13 protein-coding genes are annotated in these 19,459 nt (G+C 60.9%); all 13 read right to left on the minus strand.

The features are described from left to right. Positions 1-3: 3 nt before the first annotated feature. The 13 genes from narI to kdpF all read right to left on the minus strand — a co-directional run bounded on the left by narI (position 4) and on the right by kdpF (position 18,540). The gene (gene narI, locus AC0GUR_RS11770; protein ID WP_472877662.1) at positions 4-708 is read right to left on the minus strand and encodes a respiratory nitrate reductase subunit gamma; all 705 of its coding nucleotides are present in this window, start codon (positions 706-708) and stop codon (positions 4-6) included. After that, a complete protein-coding gene (gene narJ, locus AC0GUR_RS11775) occupies positions 705-1,388 on the minus strand; it encodes a nitrate reductase molybdenum cofactor assembly chaperone (protein ID WP_472877663.1) in 684 nt (227 codons plus the stop codon). The genes narI and narJ overlap by 4 nt, the downstream gene beginning before the upstream one ends. Then, positions 1,385-2,929, minus strand: a complete 1,545-nt coding sequence (narH, locus tag AC0GUR_RS11780; protein ID WP_472877664.1) for a nitrate reductase subunit beta — start codon at positions 2,927-2,929, stop codon at positions 1,385-1,387. The genes narJ and narH overlap by 4 nt, the downstream gene beginning before the upstream one ends. Continuing rightward, on the minus strand, positions 2,929-6,672 hold the full coding sequence (locus AC0GUR_RS11785) for a nitrate reductase subunit alpha (RefSeq protein ID WP_472877665.1): 3,744 nt from the start codon (positions 6,670-6,672) through the stop codon (positions 2,929-2,931). The genes narH and AC0GUR_RS11785 overlap by 1 nt, the downstream gene beginning before the upstream one ends. Positions 6,673-6,722: 50 nt before the next feature. Beyond that, positions 6,723-8,132 (minus strand): NarK family nitrate/nitrite MFS transporter, encoded by a 1,410-nt coding sequence (locus AC0GUR_RS11790; protein WP_472877666.1) that lies wholly within the window; start codon positions 8,130-8,132, stop codon positions 6,723-6,725. A gap of 546 nt (positions 8,133-8,678) precedes the next feature. Beyond that, positions 8,679-9,374, minus strand: a complete 696-nt coding sequence (locus AC0GUR_RS11795) for a response regulator (protein WP_472877667.1) — start codon at positions 9,372-9,374, stop codon at positions 8,679-8,681. Then, entirely contained in the window at positions 9,371-12,037 is a 2,667-nt protein-coding gene (locus tag AC0GUR_RS11800) for an ATP-binding protein (protein WP_472877668.1), read from the minus strand. The genes AC0GUR_RS11795 and AC0GUR_RS11800 overlap by 4 nt, the downstream gene beginning before the upstream one ends. A gap of 131 nt (positions 12,038-12,168) precedes the next feature. Then, entirely contained in the window at positions 12,169-12,738 is a 570-nt protein-coding gene (gene kdpC / locus AC0GUR_RS11805) for a potassium-transporting ATPase subunit KdpC (RefSeq protein WP_472877669.1), read from the minus strand. Positions 12,739-12,748: 10 nt separating this feature from the next. Further along, a complete protein-coding gene (locus AC0GUR_RS11810; protein WP_472877670.1) occupies positions 12,749-14,245 on the minus strand; it encodes an outer membrane beta-barrel protein in 1,497 nt (498 codons plus the stop codon). Between the two features lie 81 nt (positions 14,246-14,326). Beyond that, the gene (locus AC0GUR_RS11815) at positions 14,327-14,527 is read right to left on the minus strand and encodes a hypothetical protein (RefSeq protein WP_472877671.1); all 201 of its coding nucleotides are present in this window, start codon (positions 14,525-14,527) and stop codon (positions 14,327-14,329) included. Between the two features lie 15 nt (positions 14,528-14,542). Then, entirely contained in the window at positions 14,543-16,624 is a 2,082-nt protein-coding gene (gene kdpB / locus AC0GUR_RS11820) for a potassium-transporting ATPase subunit KdpB (protein WP_472877672.1), read from the minus strand. Between the two features lie 24 nt (positions 16,625-16,648). Continuing rightward, on the minus strand, positions 16,649-18,451 hold the full coding sequence (gene kdpA, locus AC0GUR_RS11825) for a potassium-transporting ATPase subunit KdpA (protein ID WP_472877673.1): 1,803 nt from the start codon (positions 18,449-18,451) through the stop codon (positions 16,649-16,651). Continuing rightward, positions 18,448-18,540, minus strand: a complete 93-nt coding sequence (gene kdpF, locus AC0GUR_RS11830) for a K(+)-transporting ATPase subunit F (protein WP_472877674.1) — start codon at positions 18,538-18,540, stop codon at positions 18,448-18,450. Before kdpF ends, kdpA begins: the two co-directional genes overlap by 4 nt. Positions 18,541-19,459 lie beyond the last annotated feature (919 nt).

Genomic DNA, 19,459 nt, shown 5'->3' on the forward strand with positions numbered 1-19,459 from the left:
GACCTAGCCCCGCGATCCGTAGCGCCATGCTGCCTGACGGCGGCGAACCACCTGATAGGGCCTGCACAGATAACTGACGGGAATGCTCCACACGTGCACGAGACGCGTGAACGGCGCGACCAGGAACAAACTCATGCCGAGGAAAACATGGGCCTTATAGACCCAGCTCACACTTGCCATGAAATCAGCAGCGCCCCAACGGAACGTGACAATGTGCTGCGCCCATTCGACCAGCTGAATCATCACACTGCCATCCATATGGTGCGTCGACACAGCAATCGTGCCCAAGCCCAGCAGAAGCTGTAGCAGCAGCAGAACAAGAATCAGCGTATCGCCCTTCGTTCCGGTCGCCCTGATGCGGGGATTGAACAGACGGCGACTCAGCAAAATGCACAGTCCGATCAGGCAAAGAACACCGAAAATGCCGCCCACCAACATCGCAAGCAGCTGCTTCTGCGGCGCCGTGATGACGTGCTCATAGACACCATGCGGCGTCAAAAGACCAACCAGATGGCCACCAAGAATGGCCAACACACCCACGTGAAACAGATTGCTCCCCACGCGCATGCCGCGGCTGGAAAGTAGCTGGCTGGAACCGGTACGCCAGGTGTACATGGCGCGGTCGTAGCGTGCCCAGCTGCCGATAAAGAAAACCGCCAGTGCAATATAGGGATAGATCTGAAAGGCAAATTGATTCAGATAATTCATGGCAGCACCTGATGAGCAACGTCACGACGTCCCGCCGGGCGCGCGCTTGGTGGGCAGTTGTCTGCTGGTGCTTCAGCTGCGAAGCGGATGGCTTCTTCTTCCCAGACGCGGTCGATCGCCTCTTGGGTATCATCACGCGCTTCCCGGCTCACGCTGCCGCGAAGCGCTTTCAGGTCCACTTCGGCTCCGGCCTGCTCAAGTAAAAGCTGAAACAGAGTGGCGTAAGGGCTTTGCCGCTCAGCTGCGCGCGCGCTGAGTACGCCAATGATGTGACTGATATGGCGCAACCAATCGCTGGCCTCTTCCACCGGGCGATGCGACAGGTACTCGAGCACCAGCGGTAGGTAGTCCGGCAGCTCTTTCGCTGCCAGCTCGAAGCCATGGCCACGGTAAGTTTCCACCAGATCGACCATGGCCTGCCCACGATCACGCGATTCGCCATGAATGTGCTCAAACAACAGCAAACTCATGGAGCGACCCCGATCGAAGGTGGATAGCCACTCGGCCTGCGCTGCCATCGGGTCGCTATCGAACAATGACTGCACAAAGCCCGCAAGATCCGCCTGTCGATGGGCCGGCAACCCCATGCTTGCGGTTGCTGACAGCAGTTCCTCTCGGTGATCCCATAGGTCGTCACTCGGGTAATCCATCAGGACGCCGATCAACTTGAGAAAACTCATACCGGCTCCTCCTGCTTATCCTGTCGGTGCGGAGGGACGGTATAGGTGGTCGATCGGCGTTCGCCGAACAGATCGGCCGGACTGTCTCCACTGCAGCCGTTACCAAAGGTGAAACCGCAACCGCCACGCTCGCCAAACGCATCATTGGCGTACTCCCGATGACCGGAGGGCACAACAAAGCGGTCTTCGTAATTGGCGATACCGAGGTAGCGGTACATGTCTTCGGCTTGCGCCGCGGTTATGCCCGCCTGGGCAAGCACGGCATGATCCTCCACGCCGTCCACGTTTCTGGCGCGACGCCACGCGCGCATCGCCAGCATTCGCTCCAACGCCCTCACCACCGGTGCTTCGTCGCCGGCGGACAACATGTTCGCGAGATAGCGCACAGGGATACGCAGTGAAGCAACGTCCGGAAGCTCACCATTCATGCCCATCCGGCCACGCTCCGCCGCTGACTGGATCGGCGACAACGGCGGCACATACCACACCATCGGAAGGGTTCGGTATTCGGGATGCAGCGGTAACGCCAGCTTCCAATCAATGGCCAGTTTGTAGACAGGCGACGCCTTGGCCGCTTCCAGCCAGTTGTCCGGGATGCCTTCCGCGCGTGCCGCCGCGATCACCTGTGGATCGTGCGGATCCAGGAAGATGTGCAGATGTGCCTGATAGAGATTCTTCTCCGACGGCACCGATGCCGCCTCCTCGATGCGGTCGGCGTCATACAGCATCACACCGAGGTAGCGGATGCGACCCACGCACGTCTCCGAGCATACCGTCGGCTCGCCCATCTCGATGCGCGGATAGCAGAAGATGCACTTCTCGGACTTTCCGCTCTTCCAGTTGTAGTAGATCTTCTTATACGGACAGGCCGACACACACATGCGCCAGCCGCGGCATTTGTCCTGGTCAATCAGAACAATGCCATCCTCTTCGCGCTTGTAGATCGCACCGCTCGGACAGGCTGAAACGCAAGCAGGGTTGAGGCAGTGTTCGCACAGGCGAGGCAGGTACATCATGAAAGTCTTTTCGAACGCGCCGTAGATTTCCTTCTGCACGGCGTCGAAGTTGCGATCCTTGGCACGCTTGGCAAACTCGGTGCCAAGAATCTCTTCCCAGTTCGGACCCCACTGGATCTTCTGCATGCGCTCGCCCGTGATCAGCGAACGGGGGCGAGCCGTGGGTTGATGCTTGCCATCCGGCGCCTTATGGAGGTGCTGGTAGTCGAAATCGAAGGGTTCGTAGTAATCGTCGATTTGCGGCAAATCCGGGTTGGCGAAGATCTTGGACAGCAGACGCCAGCGTCCGCCTGCACGAGGCATCAGCTTGCCATCGGCGCTTCGTACCCAGCCGCCGTTCCACTTGTCCTGGTTTTCCCACTCCTTGGGATAACCGATGCCGGGCTTGGTTTCGACGTTGTTGAACCATGCGTATTCCACGCCTTCACGCGAGGTCCACACGTTCTTGCAAGTGATGGAACACGTGTGGCAACCAATGCACTTGTCCAGGTTAAGGACCATAGCGATTTGTGCGCGAACCTTCATCACAGCACCTCCTTGTCTTCTGCCGGAACAGGTTCACCGTCCAACCAGTCGACCTTTTTCATCTTGCGCACAATCACAAACTCGTCGCGGTTGGTACCCGTGGTTCCGTAATAATTGAAACCATAGGAAAGCTGTGCGTAGCCGCCGATCATGTGCGTCGGCTTGACCACGGTGCGAGTGACCGAGTTATGCATTCCGCCGCGCGTACCGCTGACTTCAGAGCCCGGTACGTTGATGATGCGTTCCTGCGCGTGGTACATCATGGCCATGCCTGACATAACGCGCTGACTCACCACGGCACGCGCCGTAATGGCACCGTTAACGTTGTAGAGCTCGATCCAGTCGTTGTCCTTGATGTCCGCGGATCGGGCATCGTCCTCGCTGATCCACACGATGGGACCACCGCGCGACAGGGTCTGCATGATCAGGTTGTCGCTATAGGTGCTGTGGATGCCCCACTTCTGATGCGGGGTGATCCAGTTGAGAACAATTTCCTTGTTCCCGTTGGGCTTCATGCCTAGCAGTGGTGTCACCGTCTTGGTATCAACCGGTGGGCGGTAGCTCATGAAGCCTTCACCGAAGTCACGCATCCACTCGTGGTCTTGATAGAACTGTTGGCGACCAGTGACAGTTCGCCACGGAATCAACTCGTGGACGTTGGTGTAGCCCGCGTTGTAGCTGACGTGCTCGTCCTCCAAGCCTGACCAGATGGGGGAGGAAATGATCTTGCGCGGCTGTGCCTGGACGTCGCGGAAGCGAATGGCTTCGTGCTCCTTGCCCATTGCCAGATGCGAGTGATCGCGCCCGGTGAACGTGCTCAATGATTCCCAGGCCTTCACGGCCACGTGGCCGTTGGTCTCCGGCGCGAGATGCAGCACCACCTCGCAAGCGTCGATAGCCGTATTGATGGCAGGGCGACCTTGGCTGACGCCTTCGTCACTCACCCGACGGTTCAGATCGCCGAGAAAGTGCACTTCATCCTTGGTGTCCCAGCTCATTCCCTTGCCGCCGTTCCCCAGCTTGTCCATCAACGGGCCGAGGGAGGTGAACTTCTTGTAGAGGTTTGGGTAATCGCGCTCGACCACCACCATCGACGGCATAGTCTTGCCCGGAACGGGTTCGCACTCGCCCATTTTCCAATCCTTGACGCCAAGCGGCATCGCCAGCTCGCCTGGCGTGTCGTGCAGCGTAGGGACCAGCACCAGGTCCTTCTCAACCCCCAGCACGCCGTGTGCCAGCGCGCTAGCGGTGCGGGCAATACCCTTGAAGATGTCCCAATCGCTTCGCGCTTCCCATGCCGGATCGACGGCCTTGGAAAGAGGATGGATAAACGGGTGCATGTCGGACGTATTGAGGTCGTCCTTCTCGTACCAGGTCGCGGTAGGCAACACGATGTCCGAGTAGAGCGCCGTCGTGCACATGCGGAAGTCGAGCGTCACCAGCAGATCCAACTTGCCCTCTGGAGCGGCATCGTGCCATCTCACCTCCTCCGGCTTGACCGCACCCTGCTCTCCCAGATCCTTGCCTTGCAAGCCATGCCGGGTGCCCAACAGATGGCGCAGCATGTACTCGTGTCCCTTGCCAGAGGAACCAAGGAGATTGGAGCGCCACACGAAGAGATTGCGCGGATAGTTCTGCGGTGCGTCCGGATCAGCGAAAGCGAAATCAAGCTTACCCGCCTTCATCTGTTGCACGGCATAGTCGACCGCTGGCACGCCGGCGCCATCGGCTTCGCGCACGACGTCCATGGGATTGCGATTTAGCTGAGGCGCGCTCGGCAACCAGCCCATGCGCACGGCGCGCAAGTTCATGTCCGCCAACGTACCGGTGTGCTTTGCCGGGTCGGCCAGCGGCGAAAGGATCTCCTTCATCTCCAGCTTTTCGTAACGCCACTGGTCGGAGTTGAAGTAGAAGAACGAGGTGCCGTTCATCTGGCGCGGCGGGCGGCTCCAATCCAGGCCAAATGCCAGTGGAGCCCAACCGCTCTGCGGTCGCAGCTTTTCCTGCCCCACGTAGTGCGCCCAACCGCCGCCGCTCTGGCCAACACAACCGCACATGATCAACATGTTGATCAGGCCACGATAGTTCATGTCGTTGTGGTACCAGTGATTCATTGCCGCGCCAACAATGATCATGCTTCGGCCGCGAGTTTTATCCGCCGTGCGGGCGAACTCGCGGGCAATTTCGATCACTTCGCGGCGAGGCACACCCGTGATCTTTTCCTGCCACGCCGGCGTGCCGGGCAAATCATCGTCATAGCTTTGCGCCACATGGTCGCCACCGAACCCGCGATCCACACCGTATTGCGCGAGCAGTAGATCGTAGACGGTAGCCACCGCCCACTCCTGCCCATCGGCGAGCGTTAGCTTGCGCACGGGTACGTTGCGCTCAAGCACTTCGTTTACCGGCGACGAGGCCCACATCGCGTGCTCGACACCGCCAAAGTACGGGAAGGAGATGGCTTCAATGCCATCGCACGTTTCTTTGAAGGTCAGCTGTAGTCGCGTCGGACGACCGGTACTGTCCTTTTCTTCGATGTTCCATTTACCCTGCTCACCCCAGCGGAAGCCAATTGAGCCATTCGGCACCGTGATGTTGCTCGTGTGCTCGTCATAGGCCAGCGTTTTCCATTCCGGGTGATTACTTTCGCCCAGACCGCCCAGATCGCTTGCACGCAGATAGCGCTCGGGCACCAGTCGACCGTCAGAACGTCGCTCCAGGCGCACCAACAGCGGCATGTCCGAGTACTGGCGACAGTAATCGGTGAAGTACGCCGACGGCTGGTCGACGTGGAACTCCTTCAGAATTACATGGCCGAAGGCAAAGGCCAGCGCCGCGTCCGTGCCCTGCTTGGGATGCAGCCAATGGTCTGTGAGTTTGGCGACCTCGGAATAATCCGGCGTAATGGCGACCGTCTTGGTGCCGTTGTAACGCGCTTCGGTGAAGAAGTGCGCATCAGGCGTACGCGTCTGTGGAACATTGGAACCCCAGGCGATGATGTACCGGCTGTTGTACCAATCGGCCGATTCGGGCACGTCGGTCTGCTCGCCCCAGATTTGCGGCGACGCCGGCGGCAGGTCGCAATACCAGTCATAGAACGACAGGCATGCACCACCTAGCAACGAGAGATAACGTGCCCCGGCCGCATAGGACACCATCGACATCGCCGGAATCGGCGAGAAACCAATGACACGGTCCGGCCCGTGATGCTTTACCGTGTAGAGATTGGACGCGGCAATGATTTCGTTGGCTTCATCCCACCCGAGGCGCACAAAACCGCCCATGCCGCGCTTGCTCTTATAGCTACGGGCTTTGTCGCTGTCGCGCACGATGCTACCCCAGGCATCAACAGGGCTCATCGTTTTGCGTGCATCGCGCCACAGCCGCAGCAGCGTGCCGCGAATCAGCGGATACTTGAGGCGGTTGGCGCTGTACAAATACCACGAGTAGCTTGCCCCACGCGGGCAGCCGCGCGGCTCGTGATTGGGCAGGTCAGGCCGAGTGCGCGGGTAATCTGTTTGTTGCGTCTCCCACGTCACCAGGCCGTTCTTAACGTAGACCTTCCAACTGCACGATCCCGTGCAGTTCACGCCATGCGTGGATCGGACAATCTTGTCGTACTGCCAGCGGGCACGATAGCCGTTTTCCCAGCCGCGGCTTTCAGTCTTTGTCACACCGTGACCGTCGGCGAAGGTTTCGTTGTTGCGCTTAAAGAATTGCAACCGGTCGAGGAAATGGCTCATAAAACGCGCTCTCGGAAGACGTCCGTGTTAGGTGGGCAACCCGTATTGCTTCAGCAGCGGATCTCGGCACCGCGGCGGAAGTAGAACCACCACGTAATCAGCAAGCAGGTGATGTAGAAGCCGATGAAGCCGTACAAGGCCATCTCCGGACCACCAGTCAGCGCAATGGAGCTGCCGTAGCTCTTGGGAATAAAGAAGCCGCCGTAAGCGCCAATGGCGGAGCTGAAACCGATGGTCGCAGCCGATTCCACGCTGGCCTGACGAAGCGATTGCTCCGTGGTGATACGACCTGCCGACGCGGCAGCGAGGCGCTCGTGCCAGGTACGGAAGATCACCGGAATCATGCGGAAGGTGGACGCATTGCCGATGCCCGTCATGACGAACAGCACGAGAAAGCAGGAGAGGAAGCCCTGGAAATTGCCACCGACGCCGCCGTGAGGCAGGAAATGCAACACGCCAAACACGCCGGCGACCATGAACACAAACACCCAGAAGGTCAGCATGGCGCCACCAAGGCGGTCAGCCATCCAGCCGCCGACGGGGCGCGCCAAGGCGCCGACCAGCGGCCCAAGGAACGCGTAGCTCATGGCGCTTACGCCGGGAAACTGCGTCTTGATCAGCATCGGGAAACCCGCCGACAGGCCGATGAATGAACCGAAGGTGCCCAGATACAACCAGCACATCAGCCAGTTGTGCTTGCGCTGGAAGATGGTTGCCTGCGCAGAGAATGACGACTTTGCTGCCGTCAGATCATTCATGCCGAACCATGCAGCGATCGTGGAAATAGCAATGAAAGGAACCCAGACAAAACCTGCGTTCTGCAGATACAAGGTGTGACCGTCGGCCGCCTGCTGCGGCGCGCCGGCGATGGCGCCGAAGAGGCCCATGCCGATCACCATTGGGATGACGAACTGTGTGGTCGACACGCCTAGATTGCCCAAACCCGCATTCAGGCCAAGTGCTGCACCCTGCTTGGACTTTGGATAGAAGAACGAGATATTGGACATCGACGAGGCGAAGTTGGCGCCGCCGAATCCACAAAGCGTTGCGATTGCCATGAAGTGCCAATAAGGCGTCGCTGGATTCTGTACGGCAATACCGAGCCAAATGGCGGGAATCAACAGCGATGCGGTCGAGATGGCCGTCCAACGCCTGCCACCAAACAGCGGCACGACGAACGAGTAGAAGATGCGCAACGTAGCGCCAGATAGACCTGGCAATGCGGTCAGCCAGAAGAGCTGATCCGTCGTAAAGCGGAAGCCGACTTGCGACAAGCTCACGGAAACGGCAGAGAACATCTGCCAAACCACAAAAGCCAACAGCAACGCGGGAATCGAGATGATCAGGTTGCGGCTCGCCGTGCGGCGCCCCTGAGCATCCCAGAACGCCTCGTCTTCGGGGCGCCAATCCTTGACGACAACGCCCCTGCGTAGAGGGACAACGGGTTCACGCTTGCTCACAACGGACTCCTTTGATGTACGACCGGCCATACGTCCATGACTGACGACCAGCGGGCACACCTCGCCTTCCTTGGGCGGGGGTAAAGGCAGCCTAGGCGAGCGTTTGAGGGGGCGTTCTGACGCCAATCAACGGGGTGTGGCGAAGTTCGCCGCTTTACGGGAAGGGGAAAGACGCGAGCTTTCCACGCGTGCGCATGGATGCGTGGATCAAAGGCCAGGGCGAAGGCGCCGTATTGTTCCGCTAAGGAACCTGGGAGTCGGCGCTGAGAGTGTGGCCATCCATTCGCCTACACATGTAGCTGATGTTAACTGACGCGGAGAATGGCGCTGATTGATCGAGATCAACGCCCTCTAAGACGCCTTCACTGAACCGGTCCATTACTTACAACTTCATGTCGGCCATCCACGCCGCTTCGTTGCGACATCCAGCGTCACCATGACGCATGACGGAGACAAACGCTCCGCCAAACAACGTGTGGCTTGGTGCGCTCCGAATGGTGAAGTCCATTCGTGGACTTGGCGCCGATGAGGGGCTACGTCTGCGAGTCAGCTACCGCTGATAAAGCGGTAACCCACGCCCGGCTCTGTCTTGAGCCAACGGGGTGTTGCAGGATCATCACCCAGTTTCTGGCGTAACTTGCCCACGACGATGCGCAGATAGTGGGTGTCATGGGTATGCGTGGCACCCCAGATATCGCGCAGCAACTGCTGTTGGGTGACAACACGACCGGCATGTCGCAGCAGCATGACGAGTACCGCGTACTCCTTGCGAGTAAGCGCCAGTAAAGCACCTTCCAGCGTTACTTCTCTACGCGCGAGATCAATGACCAGATGACCATCGTCATAGCGTTGCGGTGCTTCGGGCTCATTGGGCCGGCTACGTAGCAGGGCGCGTAGCCGTGCCATCAATTCCTGAATGCCAAAGGGCTTGGTCACGTAGTCATTGGCGCCGGCGTCAAGCGCCTTCACCTTTTCGCTTTCCGCATCGCGCACGGAAAGCATGACCACGGGCACATGGCTCCACTGGCGCAGCTCCGTCAGCACTTCGTGACCCTCGCGATCGGGCAGGCCAATATCGAGAATGACCAGATCGGGCGAACGTGTCGCAGCCATGGCCAACCCTTCCGCTGCATTGGCGGCCAGCAATACTTCGTAGCCCTCAGCGCGGAGGCCAATGTCGAGGAACTTGCGGATCTGCGCCTCGTCGTCGATGACGAGTACGCAGGGCGTAGCGGCACTCATGCGTTGTGGTCAGGTGGCGCCGGCAAGGGCAAGGTGATGCGAATGGTGGTACCTACGCCATCGCCAGGCAAGGCTTCCACGCTGCCGCCATGGGCACCAATCATGCCCCGGCAGATGGCCAGCCCCAGACCTGTACCTTGCGGCGCTCGGTCGCCGCGCGATACGGAATAGAACATGTCGAAGATGCGGGCACGCTCGTCTTCCGGTATGCCGGGGCCACGGTCGGTAACGTCGATCTGCACCTGTTCGCCTTTGGGGCGCACCACCACGCGCACCGGTTCATTCGGCGGCGAGAAGCGCGCGGCATTTTCCAGAATATTGAAAAGCGCCTGCTCGATCAGTGCTGGATGCACGTAGAGCAGCAAGGTGCCTTGCGGCAGGACGGTATCGAGCTTGAGATCGGGGAACAGCTTGCGCAGACGAGTCGTGGACGCGGCGACAATTTCCGCCACATCGGTCCAGTCGCGATTGAGCTTGAGCGTGCCATGGCCCAGACGTGTCATATCCAGCAGATTCTGGATGTAACGATCGAGCCGCTGCCCTTCGCCGAGAATGGCCTCGAGCAATTCGCGACGTTCTTCGGCTGGCAGCTGATCACCATAGCTGGACAGCGTGCCGGCCGAGCCGATCATCGAAGCCAGCGGCGAGCGCAGGTCATGCGACACGGACGACAGCAACGCATTGCGCAACCGTTCGGTTTCGCCCTGCACGCGTGCGCCTTCTAGTTCCTCGGCCAGTCGCGCTCGCTGCAACGCCTGCCCGATGTCCTGCACCATGGCCAGCGCGAGACTGCGCTCATCGGGCGCGGGCTCGCCCTGCCCCGGCGGGAAACGCATCGCCGCCACGCCGAGATGGTTATCGTCGCTGCCCAGCGGCAACACCCAGCAGGGCGCCGCATTGAGCGTATCCGTGTAGCGGCCCGCCTGTTCAGCGTGATCCTCACTCCACGCTGCAGCACCGAGATCCTGCGTCGTCATGGGAAAGTCACGCGGCGATGAAGCCACCACGCGCAACACCTGACTCGCGTCGCGGGCAAGGATGGCGGTATCGCAACGCATCACGTGCGCCAGCGCGGCGGCACCCACTTTTCGAATGCCGGCGGCATCCGTGCTGGTGGACAAACGCTGACCCAATGACAGCAAGGCGCGTGCATTGGTATGCGCGGTGCGCAGCGATTCCACCTGACTGGCCAACCGGGTGGCGAGGCGGCTGCACACCAACGCAGCCACCAGGAACAGACATACCGCCAGCACATCGTCGAAGCTGGCAATAGCCAGGGTGTAACGCGGTGGCGCAAAGAAGAAGTTGTAACCAAGGAAACACAGGATGGCCGTGTACACCGCCACCGCCATGCGCGTGCGCACCGCCACGATCAGCACGACGGTAAGAAAGATCAGCGAGAGGTTCGCGACCGAAAGATAACGATCGGCGATGAACGCCAGCACGAAGCCCACCAGCGTCGCCAGCGTGGCATAGATGTATTCGCCACGCCGCCCACGTCCGCCCGGCATGCGCAGGCGCAAACGCGACTTGGCGCGCTCGGCAGGCGTGGCGATGATGGTCAGTTCCAGATGCGCGCCACGACGCAGCAGCAGCTGCGTGAGTGAGCGCCCCACCATGCGTGCCAGCAAGCGTTCGCGCGTACGGCCGAGGATGATCTGACCAATGCCTTCGCGGTCCGCATGGGCAATCAGCTCGTCGGCGATGGCATGGCCGCGCAAGACCACGGCGTCCCCACCCAGGCGACGCGCCAGACGCATGGCGGAATCCAGCCGCTCGCGACGCGCCTTGTCCAGCGTCGCTCCCGTATCGACGAAAGCGACGCTCCACGGTGCACCGCGTCGCTCGGCAATGCGCCGCGCCACGCGCACCAGATACTCACTCTGCGAATGACCATCAATGGCCGCCAGCACGCGACGGCGCACCGGCATAACGCCACCACGCGCCAGCATGTGCTCGCGCAGATCGCTATCGACGTGACCAGCCACTGTATCCACCGCCAGCTCGCGCAAGGCGACGAGATTGGTCGGTGAGAAGAAGGCATCGAGCGCGGCGGCGGCCGTTTCGGGAACGTAAACCTTGCCCTGCTTGAGGCGCTGGATCAGTTCACGTGGGGGCAGGTCGACCAGCACGATGTCGCGCGCGCGATCAAGGAACGCATCAGGCACGGTTTCACGCACGGTGACGTTGGTGATGCGCCGCACTTGGTCATTAAGGCTTTCCAGATGCTGCACATTGAGCGCGGTGTACACCTCGATGCCTGCATCGAGCAGCTCATCGATATCCTGCCAACGTCGGTCGTGGCGACCACCCGGAAGATTGGTATGCGCCAGTTCATCCACCAGGATCACGCCGGGTCGACGCAACAAGGCGGCATCCAAGTCGAACTCCGTGAAGTCGCGACCCTTATAGTTCACCTTGCGCCGTGGCAACTGCTCCAGCCCTTCGAGCAGCGCAGCTGTTTCAGCGCGGCCATGGGTTTCCACCAGACCGATGACGACATCGATGCCCTGCCGCTTCAATTCGCGCGCGGCCGACAGCATGGCGTAGGTTTTGCCCACGCCCGGCGCTGCGCCGAGAAAGATCTTCAGTCGGCGGCTGCGCTCTTCCTGCACCGAGTCAAGCAAGGCATCGGCGCGTGCTTCGCGGGAGGGTTCGGACATGGAGTCCCTTAGTGAGCTGAAATGTTGACCAGGTTATGCCTGAGAGCAGCCGGCAGAACGACTGCGCGACCGGGCTGCGGACGGTTACCCCGCCCGCTGCCCGGCCGCCCGTTACATCATTTTAGCGCTGCTTAATGGCCATCCAATGCCATATTGAGCTTGAGCACGTTCACCCGTGGCTCGCCCAGCATGCCGAACTGGCGACCCGTAGTAGCCACGGTCACCATGGCCTGCACCTGCGACTCGCTCAGCCCGCGCGCCTTGGCCACGCGAGGCACCTGATAGGCAGCCGCGGCCAGCGAGATTTCCGGATCCAGGCCGCTGCCCGAGGCCGTCACCAGATCCACCGGTACCGGCGCGTTGTTGCCCGGATCAGCGGCATGCAGTGCATCGATGCGCTGTTTCACCGCATCCGTGAGCGCCGGGTTGGTCGGGCCCAGGTTCGACGGCGTGGACGACGCACCGTTGTTGGGCTGCGGCGTGGTGGCCGAAGGGCGACCCCAGAAGTACTTGGGGTCGGTGAACGACTGGCCGATCAAGGTGGAGCCGACCGCCTTGCCGTTGTTCACCACCAGGCTACCGTTCGCCTGCGACGGAAACATGGCCTGGGCCAACCCGGTAACGGCCAGTGGATAGATGATGCCGGTGATGACCGTCATCAGCACCAGTAGCACCACCGCATTGCGCAAAAGCCTGCTCATGATCTAGACCTCAGTAATGAAGAATCGCGTCGACGAGGCCAATGAGCTGGTAATTCTTCTTGCCAGCGTCATAGGCGTTCACGTCGTAGGAATGCTCGTAACGAAGTTCCGGGCGGATCTCCAGATCCGGCGACACCCAATGCGTGAGGCCCAGCGTGTGGCTGCTGTAGCGCGTTGCAAAACCGGTGCGCTGGCCCTTCATGTCGTCGTAGTACTCGTTGCGGAACGTCATCATGTTGCTCGGGTTGAGCTCGAAGTTCAGGTAGTTGACGATGCCGAAAGCGCCCGCCGTACCCGGCTCCGGCGAGGAGCCCACTACGCCCGGCGTGCCGCCCGGACCAAAGCCCGGAATGTTGCGACCGTAGATGCGGTACGCCTCGGTCTGCATGTGCACGCGATCATTAAAGCGATGGCCCCAGGTCATCACGTACATCTGGATGTTGTTGTAGTTGTAGTCGGACTTGTTGAAGTTGTTGATGCAGGGGTAAAGCATGTCGTTGTTGTCTTTGGACACCCAACGTACGCAGGTTTGCAACGAGGGCCGCGCTGAACCGTTCCACGGCGCGGTGTCGTTGCTGGCGTTGATGCCGATCTGGAACGTCCACTGGCTGTTGAGCTTGGTGGTCGTCATGATGCCGGTCTGGGTATAGGGATCGACCGTGTACAGGATCGAATGCGTCACAAGGTAGTTTTGCGGCGCGAACTGCGCCTCGATATCCGGCAGCGACAGGTAACGGCCAAAGCGAATCACCATACCCTCGGCGACCGACGGAATGTACAGGTCGTAGTAGAACAGCATCGGATCGACGCCGTACGTTTTGCCCTGCAGCGCGCTATCCGATCTTGGGTTATTCAGCAGCTGGTTGCTGAATACGCCCTTGGTGACCGTGTAGTGGTAGTCGTAGCCATACAGGACAGAGATATTGAAACCCCAATCCACATGATCCGTCTGCACGGTGTCTTCCACACGGGTGATGTTGAAGACGAACTGATCGAACTCCACACGATTCGGACGCGTGGCGTACGACAGCGGGTAGTTGCTGAAACTGGACGAGCTCGCGTTGATCGACGGATTGATCCAGCCGTTCATCTCGATGCGGTTGCGCTCCATCCACTTGCCGAGCTTGGTGCAGGACAGTGCCTTCTGCAGCGGGTACTGGCCGTAACTGTTCGGCACGCCGATCGGTGCCGAAACGCCACCCAGCTGCCATTCCGAGCTGGGGAACGGCGGCGAGTTGAGCGGTGCATCCATGGCGCGGCGGGCCGGCGCCGGCGCGTTCGGATCGGCCGGCTGTGCGTCTTCACGATAAGCCGCGGCAAAGCGCGAGAAGAAGCCTTGTGAGCAGTCCGAGCTAGACCCCGGTGGGGCCGATGGCGCGCCGCCATCGAGTTCATTGGCGGCCGCCACATCCGTGCTGGCAACGGCGTCGTTCGTCGCGGCCAGCGACTCACCAAACGGAGCAAGGGCAAGCAACAACGCGAACGAAAGTACCTTCTTGGAAATCATAGTGTTCCTGAACACCGGCCCGGGGCAGGCCGTCCTTTTCTTGGTTGTTGAAGAGATCTGACGATGCCGACGGCATCGCTGTCAGATGCCGGCGTAACCGCCGAGTACGTAATCATCCTGCTCACCCTTTGGCAGCTCGGTTTCCGAGGGCTGCATGCGGGGGCGGTTTTGCATGGGCAACGCAATCACGAGATCGCACGCGCCGTCATTGGCCGATAGTCGCAGCTCCATATCCGGGTGCGTGTCGTCAGGCAGTGAAACGGAAAGCTTGAGTGTCTGCATGGTGCCAACCTCGCTTTAGGCCAGTCCGAAAAGGACCAGCAACATGTCGATCACCTTGATACCGATGAACGGCACCGCGATGCCGCCCAGGCCGTAGACGAGCAGATTGCGGCGCAGCAGCGCACCTGCACCCAGTGCCCGGTACTTCACACCCTTCAGCGCGAGCGGAATCAGGAAGATGATGATCAGCGCGTTGAAGATCACCGCCGAGAGAATGGCGCTCTGCGGCGTGGCCAGCTTCATCACATTGAGCGCGTTGAGCGCTGGATACGTGGTGGCGAATGCGGCCGGAATGATCGCGAAGTACTTGGCGATATCGTTGGCAATGGAGAAGGTGGTCAGCGAGCCGCGCGTGATCAACATCTGCTTGCCAATCTCCACCACCTCGATCAGCTTGGTCGGGTTGGAGTCGAGATCAACCATGTTGCCGGCTTCTTTCGCCGCCTGCGTACCGGTGTTCATTGCCACCGCCACGTCGGCCTGGGCCAGCGCGGGGGCGTCGTTGGTGCCGTCACCGCACATCGCCACCAGACGGTTCTCGGCCTGGATCTTGCGAATGAGCTTGAGCTTGGCTTCCGGCGTCGCCTCGGCAAGGAAATCGTCCACACCGGCTTCCGCGGCAATCGCGGCGGCGGTGAGCGGGTTGTCACCGGTGATCATGATGGTCTTGATACCCATGCGGCGCATTTCGGCGAAGCGCTCGCGGATGCCACCCTTCACGATGTCCTTCAGTTCGATCACACCCAGCGCGGTAGCACCTTCGGTGACGATCAGCGGCGTCGCACCACGACGGGCGATGTCTTCAGCCATGCGCTTCACCAGCGGCGGGAGATGGCTACCGTTGCCTTCAAGATAGCGTTCCACCGCGTCGAGCGCACCCTTGCGGATCGTGCGATCACCGATGTTCACACCGCTCATGCGGGTCTGCGCGGTGAACGGCACGAACTCGGCGTGACCTTCTTCGAGCTGGCGTTCGCGCAAGCCGAAACGCTCCTTGGCGAGGACCACCACGCTGCGACCTTCGGGCGTTTCATCCGCCAGCGAAGCGAGCTGCGCGGCATCGGCGAGACGTGCTTCTTCCACGCCCGGTGCAGGCAGGAAGGCGACGGCCTGGCGATTGCCCAGGGTGATCGTGCCGGTCTTGTCGAGCAGCAGCACGTCCACGTCGCCCGCCGCTTCCACTGCACGGCCCGAGGTGGCGATGACATTCGCGCGGATCATCCGATCCATGCCGGCAATACCGATGGCGGAAAGCAGACCGCCGATGGTGGTGGGAATCAGGCACACCAGCAGCGCCACCAGCACGGTGAGGGTGATGGGGTTGCCCGAACCGGCCACCTGCACGCTGTAGATTGAGTACGGCAGCAACGTGGCGCAGGCCAACAAGAAAATCAGGGTGAACTTCGCCAGCAGGATGGTCAGCGCGATTTCGTTGGGCGTCTTGCGGCGCGAGGCGCCTTCTACCATCGCAATCATGCGATCCAGGAAACTCTCACCCGGGTTGCTGGTGATGCGCACCACCAGCCAGTCCGACAGCACGCGTGTGCCACCGGTGACTGCACTGCGATCACCACCGGATTCGCGGATCACCGGTGCAGATTCACCCGTGATGGCGCTTTCGTCGACGCTGGCCGCGCCCACCACGACTTCGCCGTCACCCGGAACCAGTTCACCGGCATCCACCAGCACGTGATGACCCACGCGCAGTTCCGACGACGGCGTGAAGGTAACCGCCGCGTCGCGGTAAGGAGCTGCGAGGCGCTTGGCCACCACGTCCTTGCGTGAGCTGCGCAGTGCGGCAGCCTGTGCCTTGCCGCGACCTTCCGCCAATGCCTCGGCGAAGTTGGCGAACAACAGCGTGAACCATAGCCATATGGTCACCCAAAGAATGAACGCCGTTGGCGCCTCGCCATGCCCGGCCAGCGCCTGCACCCACAACAGGGTGGTGAGCACGCTGCACACGAACACCACGAACATCACCGGGTTGCGAACCTGCTGACGTGGCGAGAGCTTGCGGAACGAGTCCGCGATGGCCTTGAGGATCAGCGGGCGATCAAAGGTACGCACCGCATGAACATGAGTATGTGTAGTCGTCATGAATCGTTATCCCATGGAGCCTGGTTAGCGGACCGACATCAGGAATTCGGCGATCGGTCCCAGCGCAAGCGCGGGCAGGAAGGTAAGCGCGCCGACCACGATCACCACGCAGGCAAGCAGCGTGACGAACAGCGGCGTGTGCGTTGGCAAGGTGCCAGCCGACGGCGGTACGTGACGCTTGGCGGCGAGCGAACCGGCCATGGCCAACATCGCGATGGCGAGCAAGAAGCGCGACAGGTACATGCAGATGGCCAGCAGCACGTTCCAGAATGGGGTGTTGGCCGACAGCCCGCCAAACGCACTGCCGTTGTTGTTTGATGCAGAAGAGACGGCGTACAGGATTTCGCTGAAGCTGTGCGCACCCGGATTGCCTACGCCCGCCGCACCCGCTGGCGTCGCCACCGCGATGGCCGTGCAGATCACGACCAGCGCACACGGCACCAGCACGGCGAGGCTCGCCATCTTCATTTCGTGCGCTTCGATTTTCTTGCCGAGGTATTCCGGCGTACGACCCACCATCAGTCCGGCGATGAAGACCGCCACCACCGCGAAGGCGAGCATGCCGTACAGACCCGAACCCACACCGCCGAAGATCACTTCGCCCAGCTGCATCAGCCACATCGGCACCAGGCCACCCAGCGGTGTCATGGAGTCGTGCGCGCTGTTCACTGCGCCACACGAGGCTGCGGTGGTGACGGTGGCAAACAGTCCGCTGGCAGCGATACCAAAGCGCGTTTCCTTGCCTTCCATGTTGCCGCCGGACTGCAGTGCCGAGGCCTGCTGATCCACGGCCAGGCCATGCAGCGCCGGGTTACCGGCCTGTTCGGCGGCGATGGCACCGTAAGCGAGCGGCACAAAGATCAGCAGCATGGTGGCGAGGATCGCCCAGCCCTGGCGACGGTCTCCCACCATGCTGCCGAAGGTGACGCAAAGTCCGCCAGGAATAAGGAAGATCGCCAGCATCTCGATGAAGTTGCTGAAAGGCGTCGGATTCTCATACGGATGCGCCGAGTTGGCATTGAAGAAGCCGCCGCCATTGGTGCCCAGCTGCTTGATCGCGATCTGCGAAGCGGCCGGCCCCATCGGCAGAGTCTGTGTGGTGACCACCGACTCCTTGGTTACGTCCTTGCCAGCAGCGTCCTTCACCGGATTGCCTGCGGCGTCCTTCACGGTTTCCACCGCCGTGGTGTGCTTCATCAAAGGAACATCCACATACGCCTTGAAGTTCTGCACCACGCCCTGCGAGGAGAGCAGCAACGCAATCACCAGCGAGAACGGCAGCAGCACATAGAGCGTGCTGCGCGTCATATCGACCCAGAAGTTGCCCACGCTGTTGGCGCTACGGCGCGTAAACCCCCGCACCACCGCCAGCAACACGGCTATGCCCGTGGCCGCCGACAGGAAGTTCTGCACCGCCAGGCCCGCCATCTGGGTCAGGTAGCTCATGGTGTTTTCGCCACCGTAGGCCTGCCAGTTGGTGTTGCTGATGAAACTGATGGCGGTGTTCATCGCCAGATCCGGCGACAGGTTATCGAAGTGCTGCGGATTGAGTGGCAACCAGTGCTGTACGCGCTGCAACACGTACACGGCCACAAACCCGACCATGTTGAACACCAGCATGGCGATGGCATAGCGACGCCACCCCATCTGCTCGTCGGCATGAATGCCGGACAGGCTGTAGAGCAGACGCTCCACCGGCGCACCGAAGCGAGTCACACGGTTAGGTGTTTCGGCAAAAGCCAAAGCCATGTAATCGCCGACGGGCTTGATCAGCACCAGCAGCACGGCCAGGTAAAGCACGACCTGGAAGAAGTCAAAGGTGGTCATTCGAACCACTCCGGCTTGAGCAGGGCCACGCACAGGTAGCCCGTCAAGGCCACCGCGATCACGGCAGCCACGAAATAGATGGCGTTCATGGGTAGATCTCCCGAGAGCAGGCGTGAGCCTGGGGAATGCTTAGGGGTCGCCTGGGGCGGCGACATCAGGCAGTCAGGGGCGTCGCCCGAGACGGTCGCAAATCAGCAGAAAGCCAAGCGCGGCCGCGAAAAGCACGAACGAGAACAAAAGATAGATGGCATCCATGTGTGCCGACTCACCGTGTGATTCAACGGTGCAAATTGTCGGGACCGGACCATAAGAAAGGGGTACAAAATCCCGAGGGGGGCGTATAGAACGCGTAAAATTTTGACGGGGTGGGGGCTGGAGCTGTTGCGGGCTTGGTCGACGAGATGAGGCGATTCCGCGGTCCGGGTCACTTTTCTTTGCTTGCCCAAAGTCCCACGGGGATTAGCTTCGCGTCAAAAGTAACCAAAAGAAAGAGCACCCCCCACTTGGCGCTGGCCGATGAAGCCGGCCAGTCCGTGAGGGGCGGCCGGGCTTTTCGAAGGGGGCTTCCTTGTCCTGTCGAAAAGGGATCGGCATCCGTGCCGATCCCCCTGCGGGCCTGATCGTCCACCCCTCACTGCCGCACAGGGGGCCCGGAGGTCAAGAGCGAAAAGCCTAGAACCAACGCCGCCCTGTAGGAGCGCGCTGGCGCGCGACCGCAGCGCGTTGGCGTACCTCATGGGGGAGTGTTTGGTGTGTGCCGCACTCTCTTGGCGAGAGTGCAATGCTGCGGTCGCGCACGAGTGCGCTCCTACAGGAAAGCCGGGCACCCCAATGCGGCACGGAACGAACCGAAGGTTTAAGTCCTCTCCGCATTGGCGCGTTGAGGTGTAGCCGTACCGCGTGTCGGGCGATCGTGACGATCCAGGGCTTCGCGGCCGCCAAGGCTTGTATTAATCACGACGCTACCGCAGCCCCGCTCTGGAGGCCGTTTTCTTTGGGTTACTTTTC

This window comes from Dyella sp. PARNA 12/25 (assembly GCF_055702865.1).